14 protein-coding genes are annotated in these 21,602 nt (G+C 63.0%); 2 read left to right on the top strand and 12 right to left on the bottom strand.

Annotated features, from left to right (window positions below):
* Positions 1 to 232 precede the first annotated feature (232 nt).
* A complete protein-coding gene (locus tag AC4DF4_RS05065; RefSeq protein ID WP_490047025.1) occupies positions 233 to 1,552 on the bottom strand; it encodes an MFS transporter in 1,320 nt (439 codons plus the stop codon).
* A gap of 73 nt (positions 1,553 to 1,625) precedes the next feature.
* On the opposite strand from AC4DF4_RS05065, the gene AC4DF4_RS05060 reads away from it, so the two are divergent.
* Together AC4DF4_RS05060 and AC4DF4_RS05055 are read left to right on the top strand one after the other, a co-directional pair.
* Complete coding sequence (locus AC4DF4_RS05060) at positions 1,626 to 2,036, top strand: HIT family protein (RefSeq protein ID WP_490047024.1); 411 nt, start codon at positions 1,626 to 1,628, stop codon at positions 2,034 to 2,036.
* A 57-nt stretch (positions 2,037 to 2,093) separates the two neighbouring features.
* Complete coding sequence (locus AC4DF4_RS05055) at positions 2,094 to 2,594, top strand: PH domain-containing protein (protein ID WP_490047023.1); 501 nt, start codon at positions 2,094 to 2,096, stop codon at positions 2,592 to 2,594.
* 81 nt (positions 2,595 to 2,675) lie between these two features.
* Here the strand turns inward: AC4DF4_RS05055 and AC4DF4_RS05050 are convergent, their stop codons facing one another.
* From AC4DF4_RS05050 to clpX, 11 genes are all read right to left on the bottom strand, one after another.
* The gene (locus AC4DF4_RS05050) at positions 2,676 to 6,155 is read right to left on the bottom strand and encodes a PPi-type phosphoenolpyruvate carboxykinase family protein (protein ID WP_490047022.1); all 3,480 of its coding nucleotides are present in this window, start codon (positions 6,153 to 6,155) and stop codon (positions 2,676 to 2,678) included.
* Between the two features lie 1,065 nt (positions 6,156 to 7,220).
* The gene (locus AC4DF4_RS05045; RefSeq protein ID WP_490047021.1) at positions 7,221 to 10,535 is read right to left on the bottom strand and encodes a UTP--glucose-1-phosphate uridylyltransferase; all 3,315 of its coding nucleotides are present in this window, start codon (positions 10,533 to 10,535) and stop codon (positions 7,221 to 7,223) included.
* 12 nt (positions 10,536 to 10,547) lie between these two features.
* Positions 10,548 to 11,381 carry a sugar phosphate nucleotidyltransferase gene (locus AC4DF4_RS05040; protein ID WP_490047020.1) on the bottom strand — a complete coding sequence of 278 codons (834 nt, stop codon included), beginning with the start codon at positions 11,379 to 11,381 and terminating at the stop codon, positions 10,548 to 10,550.
* A 49-nt stretch (positions 11,382 to 11,430) separates the two neighbouring features.
* Positions 11,431 to 13,863: a hypothetical protein gene (locus AC4DF4_RS05035; RefSeq protein ID WP_490047019.1), complete on the bottom strand. Its 2,433-nt coding sequence runs from the start codon at positions 13,861 to 13,863 to the stop codon at positions 11,431 to 11,433.
* Positions 13,864 to 13,867: 4 nt separating this feature from the next.
* Positions 13,868 to 15,820: a VWA domain-containing protein gene (locus tag AC4DF4_RS05030; RefSeq protein ID WP_490047018.1), complete on the bottom strand. Its 1,953-nt coding sequence runs from the start codon at positions 15,818 to 15,820 to the stop codon at positions 13,868 to 13,870.
* 4 nt (positions 15,821 to 15,824) lie between these two features.
* Complete coding sequence (locus AC4DF4_RS05025) at positions 15,825 to 16,841, bottom strand: VWA domain-containing protein (protein WP_490047017.1); 1,017 nt, start codon at positions 16,839 to 16,841, stop codon at positions 15,825 to 15,827.
* The gene (locus AC4DF4_RS05020) at positions 16,838 to 17,347 is read right to left on the bottom strand and encodes a hypothetical protein (RefSeq protein ID WP_490047016.1); all 510 of its coding nucleotides are present in this window, start codon (positions 17,345 to 17,347) and stop codon (positions 16,838 to 16,840) included. The genes AC4DF4_RS05025 and AC4DF4_RS05020 overlap by 4 nt, the downstream gene beginning before the upstream one ends.
* Before the next feature lies 1 nt (position 17,348).
* Positions 17,349 to 18,242 carry a DUF58 domain-containing protein gene (locus AC4DF4_RS05015; protein WP_490047015.1) on the bottom strand — a complete coding sequence of 298 codons (894 nt, stop codon included), beginning with the start codon at positions 18,240 to 18,242 and terminating at the stop codon, positions 17,349 to 17,351.
* Between the two features lie 11 nt (positions 18,243 to 18,253).
* Complete coding sequence (locus tag AC4DF4_RS05010) at positions 18,254 to 19,237, bottom strand: AAA family ATPase (RefSeq protein WP_490047014.1); 984 nt, start codon at positions 19,235 to 19,237, stop codon at positions 18,254 to 18,256.
* A gap of 103 nt (positions 19,238 to 19,340) precedes the next feature.
* Positions 19,341 to 19,889, bottom strand: coding sequence for a ThuA domain-containing protein (locus AC4DF4_RS05005; RefSeq protein WP_490047013.1), 549 nt, complete (start codon positions 19,887 to 19,889; stop codon positions 19,341 to 19,343).
* Positions 19,890 to 20,294: 405 nt separating this feature from the next.
* Positions 20,295 to 21,575: an ATP-dependent Clp protease ATP-binding subunit ClpX gene (gene clpX, locus AC4DF4_RS05000; RefSeq protein ID WP_490047012.1), complete on the bottom strand. Its 1,281-nt coding sequence runs from the start codon at positions 21,573 to 21,575 to the stop codon at positions 20,295 to 20,297.
* Positions 21,576 to 21,602: the final 27 nt, after the last annotated feature.

Here is a 21,602-nt window from a genome sequence, read left to right as displayed (position 1 = left end):
TTGGGAATGACCTGGAACACCCAGATCACGCCGCCGGCGAGCAGGAAGAGGTGGAGGATCAGGGAGATCGACAAGGAGCCGCCGCCGAGTTTCTGCCAGAACCTCTGTTTGGGGATTGGGGCTGCGGGCGATGGATGGGAATCGAGGTGCGGGTTCATGGGAAACAAGGGTTGGATTCGGGCCTTCATGGTGAAGACCCGCCGCCGCCTTGTTTCTTGGAAAATACCCGGAATTATTTTTCCCGTGCCGCCAAGCCGCGGCGCTCGTCGATCATCAGGGTCAGCACCAGCCCGGCAAAAATGAAGCCGGCGAGCACCAGCAGCGCCGGCGCGGTTCCCATGGTGTCCTTCACCCAGGCGAAGGGGAAGGTGGTGATCGCCGACAGTTTCCACATCAACCCCCAGATCCCGAAGACCTCCGCCTCGCGGTTAGGCGGGGCGAGGTAACTGACGAACGCGCGGTTCGCCGAGCCCAGCGAGCCGAGCCCGAATCCTAGCAGGTTTCCGACCAGCCACAGCGGCCAGGTCGGATAGCCGCCGGCCGCGCCGCTCCGCGCGTGTGAGTCGTAAAGGTAGGCGTAAAATGCGAAGCCCAGCGCCGTCGCCAGCCAGATCACCAGGAAGATCAGCACCGAGCGCCGGTGGCCGAGCTTGTCCTGATAGAGCGTGGGGATGATCGTGCCGACGATTCCCGAGACGGTGATCACCGCGACGAAGACCACCAGATCGACCTGTTGGAAGCCGTATTCCACCGCCAGCTTGCTCGCGAAGAACACCACCACGCTCATGCCTGTGCCGTAGAACAACGACGCGATTAGCAGCAGCGCGAGGTCCCGGTAGCGCGCGGTTTCCCGGACCGTTTCCGCCAATCGTACGAATCCGGCGGTGAGCAGATTCCTCCCCGGATGCATGACGCGCGGCACCTGCGGCTCGTGCAGCCACAGTATCGTCGGAATCGTGAAGGCGAGGAACCATAGCCCGGAGAAGACGAAAAACGGCCGCCACGTGTCGGCGGATTCCAGCTTGAGCACGACCATCGCCCCGGCGGTCAGGATCAGTAACAGCAGCGCGGCGGCGTAGGCGCAGGCCCAGGAGAATCCGCTCACCCGCCCGACTTCGCTTTGTTTCGCGAGACCCGGCAGGAAGCTCGCGAGGAAATTCTCACCGATCGAGAACGCGAAGTTCGCCGGGACATAGAGCAGGACCGCCAGCCACATTTGTCCCGGCTGGATGAAGCCAAGTCCGCAGGTGAAAACCCCGCACATCAGGCCGGAGCCGACGAGGAAGCGCTTTTTCCAAGACCGCCCGTCCGCCGCCGCTCCGGCCAATGGCGACAGGATGGCCGTGAGCAACATGCTGCCGCCGTAGGTCAGCGCCCACACGCGGTCGTCGATGGCGTCGTTCCGGACGACCACTTGTGAGAAAAAGATCGAGAACAGCAGCGTGTTGATGATGAGCGTGAACGACTGGTTCGCGACGTCGAACGAGATCCATGACCACAACTGCCGCTGCTGCGGAAATCCATTGAGCGGGTAAAGGCGGCGGAGATTCATCTCGCCGGGTTATAGCGACTTGGACGGCCACTGCAAGGGTGACAGATCCGCGCGCTTCTGTCTTCATTCCGGCATGGCATTTGAAATCCATCCACGTCTCGCTTCCGGCGGCTTTGAAATCGGGCGGCTCGGCGGCTGCCGCCTGCTTTTGAAAAACAACGCGCTCTTTCCTTGGCTGCTACTCGTCCCCGAGGTCGAGGGCGTCGAGGACCTGCACCAGCTCCCGCCCGGCCAATACGAGGAGGTCATGCTCGCCATGCGCCGCGTGTCGGAATTCGTCGCCGGTTATTTCCATCCGGAAAAGCTCAACGTCGCGTGCATCGGCAACCAGGTTCGGCAGATGCACATCCACATCGTCGGCCGCTCGGCGGACGATCCCGCGTGGCCCGGCACCGTCTGGGCTTACGACGGAAAGCGGCATTACACCGATGAGGAAGCCGAAAAGATCCGCTCGGCCGCCCGCGGTTTTCTCGGCCTGCCCTGAAATCCGTTTTCATTCTCCACTTGCCGGGGGCGGGGGAGTGGAATCATGCTCCGCGCCATGACTGAAGAAAACTCGCTTTGGAAAGGCAGCTCCTCCCAGTGGCTCAACCTCGGGCCATTCGCCGCCGCGCTCGTGGTCGCTGCTGGAATCATCATCGGTGGAGTCATTGCCGGACCAGCAGCTCCATTCGTCCTCGTCGCCCTCGTGCTGCCTGCTGTCTATCTGATTTGGCGCTACCTCGTCGTCCGCACGCAGGTTTTCGAGCTCACCAGCGAGCGGTTGCGCCTCACCCGCGGCGTCATCAACCAGAAGATCGACGAAATCGAACTCTATCGGGTCAAGGACTCGCAGATGGTCCGCCCCTGGTGGATGCGCCTCACCGGCCTCGCGTCCATCGTGATGGAAACGTCCGACCGCACCCTGCCGAACCTCGTCATCCCCGCCATCCACGGCGGCGAGCAAGTCCGCGAGCTGCTCCGCAAGCACGTCGAGCTCGAGCGCGACCGCAAGCGCGTCCGCGAGATGGACTTCGACGAGCACGGCGACGACGCGCCATAGGTCCCATAGGTCCCATAGGTCCCATAGGTCCCATAGGTCCCATAGGTCCCATAGGTCCCATAGGTCCCATAGGTCCCATTCTCAAACCAGCGCCGGGTCCGCGCCGATCATGCCGACGAGGCTCTCCCGGTAAGCCGTCGAGCTGACGTGAGCGAGCGTGTCCTTCGCCTTGGCGATGCGTTCCTCGAACTTGAGGCGCTTGAGCTCGCTCTGATAGTTCGGCTTGGTGATGAAGCCTTCCAGATAGGCGAGGTGGCGTTGCCAGAGCGCCTGGTCCACGCCGGCCTTGGCGTCGAGACGCGCCTGATACCAGTCCGAGGAAATCAGCGACTCGCGGGTGAACAGCGCGCGGATGGAAGGATCGGTGATGGTTTTTCCCTCATGGTCGCCGAAAGCCATGATGTTGAGCAGCGCCTTGAGCGGCGGGCAGGCGGCGTCGATACTGCCGTCCGTGAAGTAGTTGCGCGCGACGCGGCGCTGGGTCTCGATGATGTTGTCGAGCCCGTCGATGAAGTCATCCATCGACTGCAACTCGGGCCGCAGCATGTCGCCGGTGAAAACGGTGTCCGCCGCGGAGAAGATCCGGCCGAAGAAGGTGGTCACGAAACTCTCGGTGATGCGGTAGCCGAGCCGGCTCGCCTCGATGAGCTTGCCCTCGTGAGTGAAGTCTTCGATTTTCTCCAGATAGCCGTTCTTGATCAGATAGTCCGGCTCGCGCTCCGGGATGAACATGCGCGACCAGACCTCGGGGACGAGCAGGCTGATGTCGTGATCGACGCGGTATTTCCGGCCGATGTGGCCGGCGGCGCTGGTGAAGCCGTGGTAGTGGGTGAGGAGGAAGGAAACCAGCGCGGCGTTGATGTCGTGGATCGGCAGGATCGCGTTGAACGGGCCTTTCGTCAGCGCGCCCTCGCTTCCCGCGCCGGTGGTGGACGGGCTCTTGCCGGTGAGCGAGGCGATGAAATCCATGAACAGCTCGGGAAGTTCCTGATAGTGGATCGGGTTGTAAACGGCGAGCGCACGGATGCCGGCCGCCTCGTCCGGCGGATTGTTGCGGCGTCCGGCGAGCACCGAGTTCACGGGCTTGAGCACCGGCGCGTCGAGCGGCAGGCGGCGGTAGAAGCGGGCGCCGAGCTGGGCCAGATAGACGGAACGCGGGTCCTCGAGGTCCGGGCGGTTCTGGAGATAGCGCGGGTTTTTCGTCGGCTTGCCATCGACGATCCGCGGCAAGTGGGAGCTGACGATGTAGGACGGTTTCTCCCCGTCCACGAAGGCGGTGAGCGTTTTGCGCAGCGGCGAGGTGAATTGCTCGAAGCGGATGGCGTCCTTCACCATCGCCGCGGCGTCCGGGCGGGAGATCGGCTCGTAGTTGGAGAAAAACAGGCCGCCCTGGCTGAAGTCTGCTTCCGTCCGCTTGTCATAGCCGCGGACGATCGCGTCGTCAGGGCGCTGGAACAGCCGGTATTCGCAGTTTTTGACAAACTTGACGGACGGGTTCTCCAGGTCCGGATGGAGTCCTTCCACCGCGCCGCGCGGGACGACCATCGAGGCGCTGATGTCGTCCTCGGTCTGGATCTTTCTCGCCGGGGCGAAGTCCTTGCGGATGCTGAAGGTGCGCCAGGTGCCGTCCTCGGTGAAGCCGACGCGGAGGTATTGGGTGACCAGTCGCTGGCGCCGATAGATCAGCTGGCGGCCGGGCGCGCCGTTGATCAGGTCCACGGTGAAACGCTTGCGCCAGTCCTCGCCCCAGGTGGGTTTGTGGAAGCGCTTGATGATGAAAACGAGGTCCCGCACCGAGCGGCCGAAGGTGCCGAGCCACTGGTTATACTCATCCGTATAGGCCGGGTTCGGCGTGAGCAGGCGGATGACGGAGCCCAGCGAGCGCTCGCTGCTCAGCAAGGGGCGGCCGGGTTTGCCGGGCTCGATGGGGTTCTGGTAACGGTTGGAGAAATCGTGGTTGATGATGCCCCAGGCGATATCGAGATCCTTCTTCAAATCATGGACCAGCACCGCGGCGGTGATCATCGCGTCGGACAGGGACTTGGAGATTTCCGACTTGCCGCCGCCGGAGACGGTGCAGGGCTTGTGGCAGAAGGTGCCTTCCGCGGTCGTTCCTATCAGCCGCCAGCGCTGGCCGGCGGTCGGCTTGACCATCTCCACCTTGTAGCCGGACGGCAGCACGTAGGTGATGCCCGGCTGGAGCGAGATTTTCTGCGGCCCGCTTTCGTTAGTCCACGTGGCCGACTGGCTGTGCAGGTCGATGTGGACGTCCTCCGGCACGTAGAGGATGTCCGCGAACTGCTTGTCGATGCCGTAACCCTCGGGCTGGAGGTGGAAAATCTCCCCGTAGCGGCTGGTGAATCCGGAGAACTTGTGGTCCACCGGACGCGTGTAGTCGCTCAGCGAGAAATCCTCTCCCAGGTCGAAGCTCGGGAACGCGATCGCGCCGCCGGCATGCTCTTCCTCCGCGTTGCCGAAGAGGTTCGCCGCGTAGCTGAGCTGGGTTTTCACCTCCTTCTTGCAGTAGCCGTAGTAGTTGTCCGCGATGATCGTCACGATGATCCCGCGCTTGTCGCGGCAGGTGATCTTAAACGCGCCGCCGTCGTTGTAGAGCTCGTCCGGCGAGGTCCAGCACATGCGCTCGCGCTGCTGGCGCTCGGTGGCGTCGGCGATGTTAGGAAGCCCGAGGTCCTTCTTGGTCAGCGAGACGAGATGGGGCGCGAGGATCACGCAGCCGGTGTGGCCGGACCAATGCTCGGCATCGAGGCGGGCGTCGTTGTCCGGCAGGAACGGATCGCCGCCGTTGCCGAAAATGCTCTCCACGAAGTCCAGGTTGCTCACCAGATTCCCCGGCGCGAAGAAGCGCGTTTCCATCGATTTCTCCGGCGAGACCCCCGGCACTTCCGGCGCCACGACCGGCCGCAGCAGCAGCGAGACGAAGACTTTCGCCGGCTCCTTGCTCGTGCCGGTGAAGGGCAGCGTCATGATGTCCGGCGGCGGGGTGAGCGCGTTTTTGAGCAAGCGTGCGAACACCTCCTTCGGCACGGATTTCTTGTCCGCAGGCACCGGCAAGCCGCCCTCCGTCACGTGGAAAACCCCCTCCGTCGTCCGCCGGTCGTTGGCCGGGTTGTGGCAAACCCCCTGATGCACCCGGTAGGAACTCAGGATCGACGACTTGAATTCATCCTCATCCGGCGGCAGCGACAGCATCCGGGCGATCCCGTGGCGCTCCATGATCAGCGGCGCGGCCGGCAGCAGATGCATGGCGTCCGGGAAAACCTCCGCCACGATTTCACGGCCGAGATAGTCGCGCAGAAAGGCGTCGATCGACGCGTCCACCGGGCAAAGGTAGTCCGAGAGCAGCCGCGATTTTTCCTGGAAATTCGCGATCAGTGAGCGACCGAGATCGAGAAACGGGTAATCCGCCTCATCGCCCACGATCGGGTAACCCCGCGCCGCGAGCTTCAGGTTGACGAACTCGCGCAAGCGGTTTTCCTCGGCGGGAGAAGCGATGGCAGGGCCGTTGTCAGTGAAACCGATTTTGTCTTTGAGATTGGGCATGATGAAGGGAGCAGGCGCGTCGTGGGTTCGGCGGGACCATAAGCAAGCTTCAGGCCAAATCGGAAGCGGGACTTGTGTGTTTTCGGGAAAAATTTCCGCCTCAGTGTGGACTGCTCCGACCTGTCGGGGTCCGGCACCCGCTTCGCCGAAGCCTGGCAAGCCGCCCGAATCGTCCGCGACCTCGGGCGCGGAGTCGGGGAAACCCCGCCACCTTCCGCCGCCTGATCTCCGGACAAAGAGGGGGCATTCCTGCCCCCCTTCGTCCCTGGAATCGTCTGTTGGAATGGCTCGTCCCCGGCCCCGCCTTCGTCATTCGACTGCGATGATTCTGGCGTTCCGTCGTTTGAAAAAGTGCTGGTCTTTCCGACGCTTGAGTCATCAAGCATCTGTGATGGTAACCATGCTTTGAAAAACGAACAACTAACGAAAATGACCCCGGAAACCGGCAACTCCCGTTCGGGCATCGTGGACATCAAGCATCGGTTGCTTCCTCCCTAAATCATTGGAAAAAGGCAGGGTTGCACGAATCTCCGCCAGAACGTCCTCGCCAAACCCGCTCGTTGTCGCGCACCCTCTGACGGAACGAATTACAAAGTTCGGCTACAATAAGAAGATTATGGAATCAGATCCATGATCAGCGCCACCTCCCTACTTGTGGTGTGGGGTGGCATAGGAGCCGTTGCGGCAGTTCACACCGTCCATGAAGCACCACACCACACCGCGCTGCTGTTGCTGACATCATGCCGAACAATCCGCGGATGGCAAGACGTCAGAAGCTCCACAATCACCCCACTAACTCAACCCAGCCACGCGTCTGCCATCGCAGCAAACGTTCGACCGAAACGCGCGCCCTGGCTCATTGGCTTCGCACGAGGTTGATTGGACGGTGCGCGAGGATGGAAGCCGTCGGGGTTCCTGATTTCAAGGGCGATGGAGATAGAGCTGAGCCGCCTTTCCGTTCGATCATTTGAGTGGCCGGGAAGGAGGGCTCTATCTGATGTTCCGGATGGATAAGATCGGATGGGGGCACGGGGATTGCGCCCCGTGACCCCATCCGATCTTATTTCACCACTCGCACAGCCCTTCCAGATACGCGGCGGAGCCGTCGCGGAGCCAGCCGTCGAGCTGGGACGGGTCCTTGAGCTGCTGGCCGCGGAGGCGGGGGACGGCGATGTATTTGGTTTCCAAGGACGGCAGGTTGCTCATGTCCACCCAGAGCTTTTCGAACTGGCAGACGGGGAAGATGTCTTCCTGGCCGTGGCCCCAGCGCTTTTTCACGTCCTTGAGAGTGATGTAAGTGGGCATCCGCGCGGCGAGGTTGCGGATAGCGGTGTTGACTTTTTCGAGGTCGGTGAGGTCGGCGCGGGTGAGATGGAAGGCTTGGAGCAGGGCGTCGATCTGGATCCAGCAGGTGTTGCTGTTATAGTAGGAGAGATTGAATTCGTCCTCCTCGCGCGGCATGGCGAGGCCTTCGACGAGCTGCGGGCGGCCGTTGACGTGGGCGAGGCCGCCGCCGCGGTCTTCGAGGCGGCGGGTGATGACTTCGAAACTGAGTCCGGCACCGCTGTCGAGGTGGTGGCCTAGCAGCGCGGGATCCACGTTCATGCCGACGGTGTCGATGTTGTGGAGGACAAGAGTTTGGAGCTGAGGGCGTTCTGCGAGAAGTGCGGCGAGGGTGCCGTTTCTCAAGAGGTTGGGCACTTCATACCAGTGGCCGACGGGGTGGAGGCACTGGAGCGGCAGGTTGTCGGTGTAGTCGCTGGCCTCGCCGGTGGATTCCGCCCAGCCGAGCAGGGCGGTGCGCAGCGAGTCGCGGACTTTTTGCTGTTGCACGTCAAGCACCTGCTGGGGCATTTCCTCCCAGGCGAAGCGCAGGTCGCGGACGGTGGGCACGGTGCGCAGGCCGATGGATTTCCCCTGCGAGAGATAGAGCGGGCCCTCGTAGTGGTAATTTTCGTAATGAGTGAGGAAGCGCTGGGTGGGGTCGTGGGAGAAGTAGCTGGTGGTGAAGATGTGGGGAATCGGCATGCCCGCCTCGCGGCCGGATTTCCGGCTTTTGGCGAGGTGGGTCTCGATGAACGAACGGTGACGGCCGCCGAGTTTGCAAAACGGGTGCAGGGCTTTCACCACTCCCGCGCCCTGGGTCCAGCGGGAGCCGGCTCCGGCGGCGAGGGTGACGACGGCGACTTCGCCGTTTTTCAAGGCGGCGAGGCCTTTTTCACGCGAGGCGGCGGAAATGGAATCGGCCTGGGTGAGGTCGGTGTCGTGGACGTCCTCGATGATGGCGTTCGCGGGCAGCCGGTTCTGGGCGAGGCCGATTCGCCCGGCCTTGAGGTCAGCGCGGATCTGTTCGTGGGCGGTGCGGTCGAAGCCGAATTGCGCGAGGATTTCTGCGAGGGATTCGCTGTTGCGGCTTTTCCCCTTGCTGCGGGGGAAGATGGAGTCGAACAAGGTTTGCACCATGCCGCGGAGCTCGGGGTGGTCGCGGCAGGCGGTGGCGAAGTGGTCGAGCTCGGCGAGGCGCAGCGGCGAGAGTTCGTGGCGGCCTTTGCGCAACAGCTGGGGGACGATGTAGCTGTAGTAGCCGGACGGCATCAGCGCGTCCTCACCGGCTAGCAGATCTGCCCAAGTGCCGCGCTCGTTGATGGCGAAGTCGTAAACGACCGGCTCCATGGCGAAGGGCAGTGCGGAGGCTAACATTTTCTTGGTTTCGGACATGATGGCCTGGAGGCGTTGCTGGCCCTCGGCTTTCCTCTCGGGGGCGAAGATGAAGCCCATGCCGCCGCCGGCCATGCCGCCGAGCATCCAGAATCCCCAGAAGTCGGAGCCGAACTCGCCGCTGATTTTCTCGATGAGTGTCTCGGTGTAGAGGTTGCTGGCCCACGGGATGATGGTCTGGATGGGCTGACGGAAATTCTCGGTGGTGGCCGCGCCGATGGCCGGGATGTCGCCGGTGTGGAGGGCGGATAGAATGCGGTCGAGGATGCCGTGCGTCTGCTGGCGGGCGATCCACTCGGGGCCGCTGCGCAGCAGGTATTTCTCGGTGACCATTTCCAGGATGGGACCTACGTTCTGCGCCATGCCGCCGTGGACCAGCACGAGCGAGTCCTGTAGCTTTTTGCGGGCGTCGGCCGGGACGTCGGTGTCATCGAGCACTTTGTGGGTGGGCATGAGTCGGCCGCGGGAGATGCCGAATTCCGGATCGCCTTCCGTGGCGAAGGTGCCTTGGATGAGTTTCATGCCGGGCCACACTCCACCGGAGTCCTGCCAGCCGCCGCCGGAGCCGCCGATCCACTCACCGAGCAGCGCGCGGGCGAGCACGATGCGGCGCTCGTTTTCCTCCAGCGGGCCGGTGAGCGAACGGGCCTGGCCGGTGGCGCGCATGCAGACGCTGATGAGCGCGGCGAGCAGGTTGGTGGAAACGGCGAGGCGCGAGCCTTTGGGGATGTTGTTGACGTTGGAGACGAGTTCGAGGCCTTTTCCCGGGCCGACGACGCGGGCTAGCAGGTCGGCGAGGCTCTGGCCGGAGCCCTCGATGCCGGGCGGGACGATGCCGCTGGCGATGACGGCGGCCTTGAGCAGGCCGAGGTAGTCTTTGGCGAAATCGAAGACCTCGTTGAGGCTGGAAATTTCCGCGCTGCAGCCGAGATCGACGCTGGTGAGTCGGAGGATGGGTTCCTCGATGATGCGCAGGCTGGCTTCGACCGGCGGGCTGGGGGACTTGTCGCGGCCGTGGACGGCGAGGTCGATGGAGATGTTGAGGACCTTGGCGCCCTCGGGGTAGTCCATGCCGAGGAAGAAGATGTCGCTCCAGCCGCAATGGGTGAGGTCCATGCGGACGGGCGTGCGCTCGCGGAGAATCGGATAGGTGCCGGTGGCGGGATCGCGCCGGGTCATTTCCGGACGGATGCGCAGCGGTTGGTCGGCCGGGTGGCCCATGCGGAACATCCATTGGTTCCCGCTCACGCTGCGGACGCTGCGGCGGACCTGGTCGGCGAGCGTCTGGAAGGCGAGCCGCTGATAGACGGAGGCGAGGGCGCTGGAAATGCCGTCGCTCGGGGTTTCGGCGCGCTGGGTTTTGAGGAAAACGTCGATGGCTTCCTCGAAGCGGCGTTCGAGTAGGTTTTCGTAGCCTTTGAAGGGGATGGCAACCGGATGGTTGCCGTCCACGAGGCGCAGCGGCAGGTGGAAGCGGTGGATGGAGTAGAGGAACAACAGGGCGCGGACGCGGTGATAGAGATTCTCGCTGGTGCGGCGGAAGGCGTCGAGCGCGTCGGCCTCGGCGAGGAGCTCGGCGAGGCTGAGTTTCTCGCAGGCGGCGTCGAGCGAGAGGTCGCGGACGGCGGCGTCCGGCGAGGTGATGAGGGTGAGCAGGGCCATGGCCGGTTGCGGTTAGGCGTGGGATTGGGCGAGGAGTTCGACGATGTTGGTGAGGATTTCGTCGCGGTCCCTTCCGGCAAGGCCGAGCGCGAGCTGGGCGGTGAGCAGGCCGTAGTGGACGCCGATGTCGTGGCGGCGGCCCTGCAGCTGGTGGGCGAGGTAGCGCTCGCCGCGGGCGATTTCCGAGAGGGCGCTGGAAAGGTCCGCGCGGCCGTCAACAAGCTGGCGGGCGAGAGTTTCCATGACCGTCGGGGTGAGGACGTGGAGGCCGAAGAAGCAGAGGTAGTTGCCGGCGCGGAGTCCGGGGACGACGAGTTTTTGCTCGGCCTCGGTGGGAGTGGGTTTCTCGATGACGGTCTCGATTTGATAGAGAAGATCGCTGCCGGGGACGCGGCGGCCGCCGATGGTGCCGTAGAGCGGGAGCTTGCTCTCGTGGGTGGCCTGGACGGCGGACACGGAGCACTTTTCCGTGGTGGCGGTGGCGAGGAGCTGGGCGGTGCAAGACGTCTCGGTGCGGCTCAGATAGAGGTGGTCGCCGACCATGAGCAGGAACGGGTCGGCACCGGTGAACGAGGCGGCGCAGTGGACGGCGTGGCCGTAACCGAGGGCTTCCGTTTGCTCGATGAACCGCATGTGGCTGGCATGCGGGCCGGCGGCCTCAACGTAGGCTGCCTCGTCGCCTGGGCAGATGACGACGGCGATTTCCTCGATGCCGGCGGCGGTGATTTCATCGGCGAGAATGGCGAGGGCGGATCTGGAAGTGCCGTCCCGGTCAACGAGGGTTTGGAGCGGTAAAGTGCGCTGGGATTTACCGGCGGCGGTGATGACGGCTTTTTTGACTTTCATGTTGAAGATACTGCCGAATCAATCGGTGTTGGCAACTCTTCAGAGCGCGTCAGGCGGATTTGCCGTCGGCTTTGGGTTTGCGGAATTTCGGCGGCTCGGGGGGCTTTTCCGGCACGACTTTTTCGATGGCTTCGGCGGGCACCCAGCCGCGGGTTTTGGTGGCGAAGGCGACATAGACCCAGCGGCCGGACTCGGTGATGATTTCGCAGAGCGAGCCGGGCGGCGCGTCGATGACCTCGGGCGCGGTGCGGGCGGCATCGGTGTGGAGCGCGGTTTTTTCCGCGATGATGACGGCTTGTTTGGCGAGCGGAGCGAACTCGGCGTCGTTCGGGAAATAACGCCAGCCGAGCGCGCCGACGGATACGAGCAGAGGAGCCAGCACGAGGGCTCCGACGGCGGCGACCCGCAGCCGCGCGCCGGGACGGGTCGCGGGGAATACGAGCAACGCGAGGCCGCACAGCCAGAGACCGGTCCAACAGGTAGCCTGCCAGGCGGAGAGGGGAAAGCGGGCGAGCGCGTATTGGTATTCCGGGCGATGGACAACGATGGCGCCGTGTTTCCGCTCGATGAAGCGGAGGTTCTGGCGGGCTTCCTGGTGGCCGGAATCGCGGGCGAGCGCACGGCGGTAATAGAGCGCGGCGTGGCCGGGGGAGCCGGAGCGGTAACAGGCGTTGCCGATGTTATAGAGCGTGTCGGCGGAGAGTTGTTGGTAGTTTCCGGCGCCGAGCCAGAGCTGCACGGCGTCGTCGTATTTCGCGGACTCGTAGGCTTTTAATGCTTGAGTGGCGGCGTCTTCCGCGCGTGCGTGCGGGCTGAAACCGAGCGCGGCGATGAACGCGAACGCGAGCGCCGCCTGGCGGAGGAGCTTGAGGATTTGATTGCGGCGATTGGGATCGAGCGCGGCTTTCGGCTTGCCGGCTAGAAAGCAGACGGCGTCGCGCTCGGCGAGAATGGCTTGGATGTCCGGTGCCGGATTCTCACCGAGATGGCGCTCGATAAAAGCTCCGGCGGATTTGAGGAAACGCGTGTCATCGGCGGGCGGGGTTTTCTCGATCTCCCGCAGCTCGCACATCCGCGCGTCGCGGGCGGGGTTCTTCCTGAGGCGTGGGCCGTAGCGCATCCAGAGCGCCTTGGCGATGAGGGTGAGCGCGAGCAACGCGCCGGCAGCGTGGCCTAACCATCCGGGAATCGCGGGGACGGCGGGCACGGTGAGTTGCGCCGGGCGGAGGACTGCCAGGATGTCGGTCATGCGTTCGAAGGGGACTGGCAGAGCCTGGATGGCTGCGGCGGGGTTGGTGCCCGGCGAGGTGTTCGGCCGCATTTTCAGTGCGATGGGCTCGGTCGTCAGGGTCTTGTAGGTTTCGTCCTTCGGGTCGAAGTAGGCCAGGCGGAATGGCGGGATTTCCGACTTCATTTCCAAGGGGCGGATGGATTGGTGGAAAACGACGTTGCCGGAAAGTTGGCGGCGCTCGTCGCCGCGTTGTTCGGTGGTGGTGCCGTAGATTTTCCAACCGGCGGAGTTTTCGAGTTGAGGCGGCCGCAACGTGTCGAGATTGCCGCTGCCGCTGACGATCAGATCGACCGAGATCGGGTCGCCCTCCTGGACCTCGGTCGCGGTGGTGCTGGCACTCAGTCGGAAGCTGCCCACGGCGTTTTCAAATCCCTCGGGCGCGCCTTCTGGCAGCGGGATCGACTCGATTTCAAGCTTGGGAACCTGCAGATAGACTTCGGCGCTGACTTGGCGCGGGAATGGGTCCATGACCATCTCGCGAGTCATCAAGCGGATTTTCGCCGGGCCAATCGCGATTTTTCCGCTGCGGGTCGGAGTGATCGTGCTCGGGTAGGCGACCGAGACGTAGCGCATTCCTAACAGGTTGATCCTGCTGCGCATGGGGGAGGGTTGGAAGCGCCATGCCGCCACGCCGTCACGCTCGAAATCCGGAATCCCCCAGTCCTCGATGATCATCTCTTCGGGAACGAAGAGCTTGATTTCAGTGGTCGTGGTTTCGTTTTCGAAAGGCTTGTCGTTCAGGACGCGGAACGAACTGGCGTAGCGGATGGTTTTCCCGCCGGCCTGGACTTCGGACCATTGGAGTTCGTCCGGATTGAAGATCACGAAATCAAGGGGTTCGGTTAGCACCTTGCCGCCGTCCACCATCACCTCGACCGGCGGGATGACGTATTTGCCGGTTTCATAGCCGGAGACGATGTAGTCGAAGACATACTCCAGTCTCCTGCCTGGCAGCATCCTTGTTTGCGGGCCGCGGCCGGAGGCTTGGATGGCGATGTTCTTGATTCCGGGGGGGGCGGGGATTTCGTTAGGCAGGCCGCCGGCCACGGAGATCTCGAGCAAGGCTTGCTCGCCGCGTGCGAGAAAAGAGGTGGAAAGCCGGCACGTCGTCTGGCCGTGGGCATGGGCGCTGAGAAGGATCCAGGCGGCGACGGCGTGGAAGGCTCGGATGGAATGTTTCAAAGTGTTCATGATGTTACCAATCTTTCTCCGCGTCGCGGAACTCGCGCCGGCCCGGAGTGAGCGGGCCTTTTTCGAGGTCGGCGTTTTCCTTGAGAATCCGGTGGGCGCGTTCTTGGGGCGACTCGTTGGGGTTTTCGCCTTCTTTGTCCCCGTCTTTCTTGTCCTTAGCCTTGCCTTTCTGAGCGTCGTCTTTCTTCTCCCCGTCATCGCCTTTGCCTGCTTTGGGCTCCTTCTCGCCGTCGCCTTTTTGGCCGGGTTGCTTGGGGCCGTCTTTACCCTCTTCCCCTTCTTTCGGTTCGCCCTCGCCCTGTTGGGGTTGGCCTTCGCCGGGTTGGGGTTGCGGCATGGATTGCTCGGTGTCTTGCTTTTCCTGATCCAGCAATTCCCCAAGCCGCTTGAGATAGGTCATTGTCAGCTCGCGGTTTTTGCGGGCGATCTTGTCGGAAGGAAACAGGGTAAGCGTGGAATCATAGTGCCTAACCGCATCCGCCCAGTTGGTGACGAGCGACTCGATCTTGACGTATCCGCCCGCCTCGCCTTCCTCGGGGAACTCGGATTCGCGCAGTTTGGCGAGGGCTTCCTTGACGATGGTGTCGAAGCGGGCGAGGTCGGGGACCGATTGCGGGGCGCTTGGATAGGCATCGCCGGAGAGGCCCTTCCAGCCGAGCTGGAACAAGGAATTTCCAATGCCCGTGTGTCCGCCCGCCTGGACTACCGAGTCACTCGACAGCAACGACTGGCTGAAGGCGGTGCGCGCGCTGCGGAAGTCTCCCGCGCGATAGGCGGCGGCCGCCTCGCCGAGGCGGTAGCGGGCCTGGGTTTCGCGGAATTTCGATTCTCCGGCGAGTTTGTGATAGGCGTCGCGGGCTTGCTCGTAGTGCTGCCCGGCCAGCGCGGCCTTGGCGTCGGACGCGTCGCCGGCTTGCGCGTGGTTGATCGTCAGGAAGCCGCCGGTGAGGAGGATCGCCGCGCGGATTCCCTTCCACCGCGTGCCCGCGACGATCGAGACGGCGAGGAACAGGATCGCGGGAAAAACCAGCCACTGATAGAACTCGATCGAGATCCGGCGCTCGCGGCCTTCCATTTCAAAGGCATCCAGTCCACTCACCACGGATTTCACCATCCCGGGCACATCGAGCCCCGAGCCGGCGATGGTGAAGCGGCCCTTGGTGCCTTCCGCGAGTTTGCGCATCACGTCGCCTTGCAGGCGGCTGATGACGGTGCGGCCCGAGCGATCGATCATCTGGCCGTTCGGGAAATCGGAATTCGGGACGAAGCCGCCGTCTTCGGTGCCGACTCCGATGGCGATGATGTAAACGCCGGACCGCTCGGCTTCCGCGATCATCGCGTCGAGGTCACCCTCGTGTTTCTCGCCGTCGCTGAGGATGACGAGCGCGTTGTTTTTCTGGCCGGTTTTTTTCAAGGTCTCGGTCGCGAGGTGGACGGCGGCGGCGAGATCGGAGCCGCCGAGCGGAGCCCAGGTTTCATCGATCTGGTCGATGGTCTCGCGCACGGCGCTGTGGTCGATGGTGAGAGGCGCGTAAACGTACGGGTTGCCGGCGAATCCGAGGAAGCCGATGCGCTCGTTAGGCATGGTTTCCATCAGTTCGTAGATGACGACTTTCGCCTGGGTGAGCCGGTCGGGTTTGACGTCGCTGACCCGCATGCTCTTTGAAATGTCGAGGGCGATCATGATGTTCCGGCCGAGCGTTTTCTCGGTCCTGGTGCCGGCGTCGCCTCGGGGACGGGCGAGCGCGATGACCAGGGCCGCACAGGCGGTTAGGAGGAAAAACAGGGCGAACCAGCGGGGCAGCGGACTGCCGCGCTTGAGCAAGGTTTCCCGCAGCCGCGGGGCCACGAAGGCCGCCCACTGCTGCTTGCGCAGGCGCGAAGCAAGCACCGCGCCAACTCCCAGGACGGGGAGCAGGATCAGCAAGGCGAGCCAGCCGGGTTGGGCGAAATTCATAGGATCAGGCGGCAGGAGGAGGATTCAGGGCCATATAAACCGCGGAACCCAAGGCGGCGAGCAAAGTGACGCCCACAAACCAGGGGAACAGCTCGGTATCGTCGATCACGGTCAGGCTTTTCGCATCCGTTTTTTCGAGGTTGTCGATGGTGGTGAAGGTCTTCTTCAGCGCGGCGAGGTCCTGCGCCCAATAGTGCTCCGCGCCGGTGAGCTCCGCGATTTTCTTGAGCGTGGGCAAGTCAAACTCCTGATAGGGGAAGCGCATGATGCTCGGGTCCACCCGGCCCTCGGTCGTGCCGATGGCCACCGTGTAGATCTTGATGCCGAGCGTCTTCGCGTGTTCGGCGGCCTCGATCGGCGAGATTTTCCCCGAGTTGCTCGCACCGTCGGTGATGAGGACGATGATCTTGCTCTTCGCGTCGCGGGCTTCCAGGCGGACGGCGGCGGCTGCGAGGGCGGAACCGATCGCGGTGCCTTGTTCCTTGATGGTGCCCATGTCGCGCTGGTCGTTCAGGCGGAGTTCGTTCAGCGATCTTCTCAGCCACCGGTGGTCGAGCGTGATCGGGCTGGCGTCGCGCGGCCTGCCGGCGAAGGCGACCAGTCCCATGCGGTCTTCCGGGCGGCGGCCGATGAAATCATCGACCACTTTTTTCGCGACATCGATGCGTTTCACCCGCTCGCCCTGATCGACGAAGTCGTCGATGTCCATCGAAAGCGAGACGTCGAAGGCGATCATGATGTCGATGCCGCTGGCCGAGCGGCTTTGATACTCGTTGCGCCAAACGGGGCGGGCCATCGAGATGATAGAGCAAAACAACGCGAGGTAGGCGAGCGGCAGCCCGAGGCTCCACGCCACCCGCCGGACCTGGTGTCCGAGGCTGACAAGAATTGATAGGTTCGGGAAGACCACGGCCGCCTCCGAGCCCTTTCCGCGGCGGAGCGCGAGCAACAGGAATGCCGGCAAGAGCAGCAACAGCCAGCCCGGCTGGGCGAAACGGAAGTGTTCGAGGAACGCGCTCATGCCCGGAATCCGTGGTGCAGGGTTTCCAGCAGCGCTCGTGATTCTGCGACGATTTCGCTGGCGGCGGCGTTGGGGATTTCAGCGGCGTATTTCAAGGATGCGAGTCGGGCGAATCCCTGGCCGGCGGTCGCGCGGGCCTCTTCCGAAAAATCCTTCAGCGCGTCGTGCCGGGAAATGGTTTCCTCGTGGGTCTCGAACAAGGCGGGGTCGCCCGCGGCGACGGATAGATATTTCCGCAGGATCAGGGACGACCGCACCGCCGCATCGCGCGCCGGGACGGCATCGATTTCTCCGAGCGCCGCGGTGGCTTCCGCGTAGGCGGCCCTCCGCATGGCCAGCGGATCGAGGGGCGCGGCCTTCTTCCTTTTAAAAATCAAAACCACGAGCACCACGACAAGCAGCGCGACCGCCGCGGCGATCGTCCATGGCTCGACCCATGAATCCGGGACCAAGGCCTCGGGCGGGCTTGGTTCGAGTAATTCAAAACTGCCGGACTTCTCGTTCATTCTATCCGGAGCGTTTGCGGCTGCGTTTTTTCAAGAGTTGGTGAAGCGCGGCCAGCGTGTCGCCGTCGGTTTTCAAGTCCGCCGAGTCGATGCCGTGCTTCTTGAAAATCGCCGCGACGCCTTCGAGTTGTCTCTTCATCAGCTTTGCGTAGCCCATCCGCAGGTTCGGATTGCTGGTGTTGACCAGCGTTTCCATGCCCGTTTCCGGATCGATCATCACCACCTTGCCGCCCTTCGGCAGCTTGGCTTCCAGCGGGTCGAGGACGCGCAGCGCGATAGTCTCGTGTTTCTTCGCCAGCTTGCCGATCGGCTTCTCCAGCGGGTCGGAGAAAAAGTCGGAGATCAGGAAAATCACCGACTTCCGGCGCAAGGTCCGGACCAGGAAATCGCAGGCTTCGGACACCGAAGTGCCGGGTTTTTCCGGTTTGGCGACGAGGATTTCGCGGATCATCCGCAGCAGGTGGCGACTGCCTTTTTCCGGCGGGATGAAAAGGATCGGCTCGTTGGCGAAGACGAGCAACCCGACCTTGTCTCCGTTGTGCAGCGCGCTGAATCCGAGCACCGCCGCGGTCTCCGCCGCGACCTCGCGCTTGCTGAGAGAGACGCTGCCGTAGTCCGCCGAGCCGGAGACATCCACGGCGATCACGACCGACAACTCGCGCTCCTCGCGGAACTTCCTGACGAACGGCGCGTTCATCCGCGCGGTCACGTTCCAGTCGATGAAGCGCACTTCGTCGCCGTGCTGGTATTCGCGGAAATCGTCGAAATCCAGGCCCTGCCCGCGGAACGATGACAGGTATTCGCCGGAGAACGACTCGCGCACCAAGCGCCGGGCCTTGAGCTCGAGCTTGCGCACGCGCGCCATCATTTCCTCGATCTGTTCGTCCGTCAGCATCTGCAAAAGACTCAGGGGACGGCGACCTTGTGCATGATCCGCTCGATCACCGAGTCGGTGGTCATTTCCTCCGCCTCCGCCTCATAGGTGAGGAGAATCCGGTGGCGCAGGACGTCGAGCGCCATGTCCTTCACGTCCTGCGGCGTGACAAACGCGCGGCCTTGCATGAAGGCCCGCGCGCGTGCCGTTAGCGCGAGGTTGATGGTGCCCCGCGGCGAGGCACCGGAGCGGACGAGGTTTTTCAGCGGCGCATCCACGAGTCCCGGGAAGCGCGTCGTGTGGATGATCTGCACGATGTATTTGCGGATCGCCGGGTCGATGTAAACCTCGTTGACCAGTTCCCGCGAGGCTGACACCTGCTCGGGAGTCGCCACCGACCTTGTCTGATAGGGCGGGGTCGAGGTCGCCATCTTGTCGAGGATTTCTAGCTCCTCGTCCTTCGACGGATAGCCGACGGTGACCTTGAGGAGGAAGCGGTCAAGCTGGGCTTCGGGAAGCTGATAGGTGCCTTCCTGGTCGATGGGGTTCTGGGTCGCCAGCACGAGGAAGGGTTTGGGCAGGGGATACGAGCGGTCGCCGAGCGTCACTTGGCGCTCCTGCATCGCCTCGAGCAGCGCGGACTGGACTTTCGCCGGAGCCCGGTTGATTTCATCGGCGAGGATGAGGTTGTTGAAAATCGGTCCCAGCTTCGGCTCGAATTTGGTTTCCTGCGGGTGGTAAACCATCGTGCCCACCAAGTCGGCGGGGAGCAGGTCGGGAGTGAACTGGAAGCGGGCGAAGGTGGCGTGCAGCGAGCCGGAAAGCGCCTTGACCGCCAGGGTTTTGGCCAATCCGGGCACGCCTTCGAGCAGGATGTGGCCGTTGCAAAGCAGCCCGATCAGCAAGCGGTCCACCAGTCGTTCCTGACCGACCAGCACCTGGCCCATTTCCTCCTTCACCGCTTGGATCCAGCCACTCGTCCCCGCGATCCGCTCTTGCAAGTTATCAGTTGTCATCGATTTGATGCGGCAGTTTGGCACGCCAGCGAATCCGTGCAACCGGCAAAGTGCGGAAAGGCCGGTGAAAACGAAGGGTTTCCGAGGAGGGAGCCTTTCGCGATTACTTCTTGGGTGCCACGAATGGAGGATTGGCCACCTGCTGGGCACCGTGGATGATGAACTCGCCGCCAAGCATGCAGACATATGGATCGGCGTCCTTGCCGTGGTTGAGGTAGCGGTCGGGGCCTTTTTTCGATTCGTTAGCGGTGTGGAAGCTGTCGCTGGCAGAGTGCAGGCCGATGAATCCCTTGCCGCCTTTGACGTAGTCCAAGAGGGCTTGCTTGCCGGCGGGAGTCATCGCGGGCTGGCCGTCGGTTCCCGGCGTGGTGAGGTCGCCGGAGGTATAGAAAACGACCGCGTCGAAGCCGGCTAGATATTCGGGCGAGAATTTCGAACCGTCCTTGGAAAACACGAACTCCCAGGAGTGCTTGGTGCCGAGCCCGGTGAAGATTTGTTCCGCGAAGCTGGGCTGGCCTTTTTTCCACGAGATCACCTCATGCTCGAAACCGCTCGACTTGGTGAAAAACAACAGCCGGTGCGACGGGGCGGCCTGAAGGGTGAGGGAGGCTCCTAATAAGGTGGCGAGAGCGGCGATGGATTTTATCAACATGGCCGTGAGGCTAGCCAGCCACGGGGGAAGCGAAAAGCGCGAAATGCGATGCGTGCGGCAGAATGTGGATGACTTGGAGGCACGAAAAAGCCCGGTCCACCATGGAGGCGGGCCGGGCTTTTGGAAGCTGGATTACTTGGTAGCGTGCACTGGAGCTGGGGCCGGTGCTGGTGCGCTTGGGCAGCAGGAGGCCGCGAGGACAGAAGCTGCTGCAGCGATGACGAGGAATTTGACGGTGTTCATGTAGTTATTTGGTTGTTGGTTGCTCTGCCACTGGGCGACTAACGCACAGCGCGCCAGCAGATTAGCCATTCGAACGGGCAAATCAAGCTCGGATTGCCGCCGGAAAACGGGTTCTGACAAGTAGCGGATGGACGGAAAAACCGGCAGGGATTTCCGGTTTAATCAGGCAGCGTCCTGGTCCGCACGCTTGCGGCGGATGCTGGGAGGTCGCTCGCCGGTCACTACCTGGCGGTTGATGGTCACGGTGTCGATGTCTTCGCGCGAAGGGATGTCGAACATGACTTCGAGCATCAACTTTTCGAAAATCGAGCGCAAGGCGCGGGCTCCGGTGCCGCGGCGGACGGCTTCTTCGGCGAGGGCCTGGAGGGCGTCCCGCGTGACCCGCAGCTTCACGCCGTTCATGGCGAGTTGCTTGCCATATTGTTTGACCAAGGCGTTCTTCGGTTCGGTGAGAATCGAGATCAGCTCATCTTCCGTCAGTTTCCTGAGCGCGGAAATGACCGGGATGCGACCGATGAATTCCGGGATGAGGCCGAAGTGGAGGAGGTCTTCCGGTTGGACTTTTTCCAGGACGTTCACGGACGGATCGTCGAGGTTTTCCTTGGAGGTGTCCGCGTGGAAACCGAGGGTATTGCTGCCGAGGCGGCGGCGGACCATGTCTTCGAGACCGACGAACGCGCCGCCGACGATGAAGAGGATTTTCTCGGTGTTGACCTGGATGTATTCCTGTTGGGGATGCTTGCGGCCGCCCTGCGGCGGGACGTTGCAGATCGTGCCTTCGAGGATCTTGAGCAAAGCCTGTTGGACGCCCTCGCCGGAGACGTCGCGGGTGATCGAGACGTTCTCGGTCTTGCGGCCGATCTTGTCGATCTCGTCAACGTAGATGATGCCGCGCTCGGCGCGGGCGACGTCGAAGTCGGAGGCTTGCAGCAGGCGCAGGATGATGTTTTCCACGTCCTCGCCGACGTAGCCGGCTTCGGTGAGCGTGGTGGCGTCCACGATGCAGAACGGCACGTCGAGCACGCGGGCGAGCGTGCGGGCGAGCAGGGTTTTTCCGGAACCTGTCGGGCCGAGAAGCATGATGTTCGACTTCTCGATCTCCACGTCCTTGAACTCGTCACTGACCTTGGCCTGGTCCTGGCGGAGGCGCTGATAGTGATTGTAAACGGCGACAGAGAGCACCTTTTTGGCGTTTTCCTGACCGATGACGTGCTCGTTGAGCTTGGCAAGGACGGAGGCCGGGGAGGGAATCTTGAAACCGGGTTTTTCCGCAGGGGTTTTGCCTTTGGCCGGAGTGCCGCCGAGTTCCTTTTCGAGAATGTTGGAGCAAACCTCGATGCACTCGTTGCAGATATACACACCGGGACCGGCGATCAGTTTTTTAACCTCCGAATGGCTCTTTCCGCAGAAGGAGCACATCGTCAGATTTGAAGCGCGGGCCATGGGGTGATATCAGATGAGGGTGTTGGG

The organism is Luteolibacter sp. (assembly GCF_058122085.1).
The sequence above is the reverse complement of the archived record's forward strand: the minus strand, read 5'-3'. Positions and strand labels throughout refer to the sequence as shown.

Bases quoted from the DNA above. Each gene is read 5' to 3' on its own strand.
- AC4DF4_RS05050 (WP_490047022.1), bottom strand. From the start codon at position 6,155: ATGCCCAATCTCAAAGACAAAATCGGTTTCACTGACAACGGCCCTGCC.
- AC4DF4_RS05010 (WP_490047014.1), bottom strand. From the start codon at position 19,237: ATGACAACTGATAACTTGCAAGAGCGGATCGCGGGGACGAGTGGCTGG.
- AC4DF4_RS05025 (WP_490047017.1), bottom strand. From the start codon at position 16,841: ATGAGCGCGTTCCTCGAACACTTCCGTTTCGCCCAGCCGGGCTGGCTG.
- AC4DF4_RS05035 (WP_490047019.1), bottom strand. From the start codon at position 13,863: ATGAACACTTTGAAACATTCCATCCGAGCCTTCCACGCCGTCGCCGCC.
- AC4DF4_RS05015 (WP_490047015.1), bottom strand. From the start codon at position 18,242: ATGCTGACGGACGAACAGATCGAGGAAATGATGGCGCGCGTGCGCAAG.
- AC4DF4_RS05040 (WP_490047020.1), bottom strand. From the start codon at position 11,381: ATGAAAGTCAAAAAAGCCGTCATCACCGCCGCCGGTAAATCCCAGCGC.
- AC4DF4_RS05065 (WP_490047025.1), bottom strand. From the start codon at position 1,552: ATGAATCTCCGCCGCCTTTACCCGCTCAATGGATTTCCGCAGCAGCGG.
- AC4DF4_RS05045 (WP_490047021.1), bottom strand. From the start codon at position 10,535: ATGGCCCTGCTCACCCTCATCACCTCGCCGGACGCCGCCGTCCGCGAC.
- AC4DF4_RS05060 (WP_490047024.1), top strand. From the start codon at position 1,626: ATGGCATTTGAAATCCATCCACGTCTCGCTTCCGGCGGCTTTGAAATC.
- clpX (WP_490047012.1), bottom strand. From the start codon at position 21,575: ATGGCCCGCGCTTCAAATCTGACGATGTGCTCCTTCTGCGGAAAGAGC.
- AC4DF4_RS05020 (WP_490047016.1), bottom strand. From the start codon at position 17,347: ATGAACGAGAAGTCCGGCAGTTTTGAATTACTCGAACCAAGCCCGCCC.
- AC4DF4_RS05055 (WP_490047023.1), top strand. From the start codon at position 2,094: ATGACTGAAGAAAACTCGCTTTGGAAAGGCAGCTCCTCCCAGTGGCTC.
- AC4DF4_RS05005 (WP_490047013.1), bottom strand. From the start codon at position 19,889: ATGTTGATAAAATCCATCGCCGCTCTCGCCACCTTATTAGGAGCCTCC.
- AC4DF4_RS05030 (WP_490047018.1), bottom strand. From the start codon at position 15,820: ATGAATTTCGCCCAACCCGGCTGGCTCGCCTTGCTGATCCTGCTCCCC.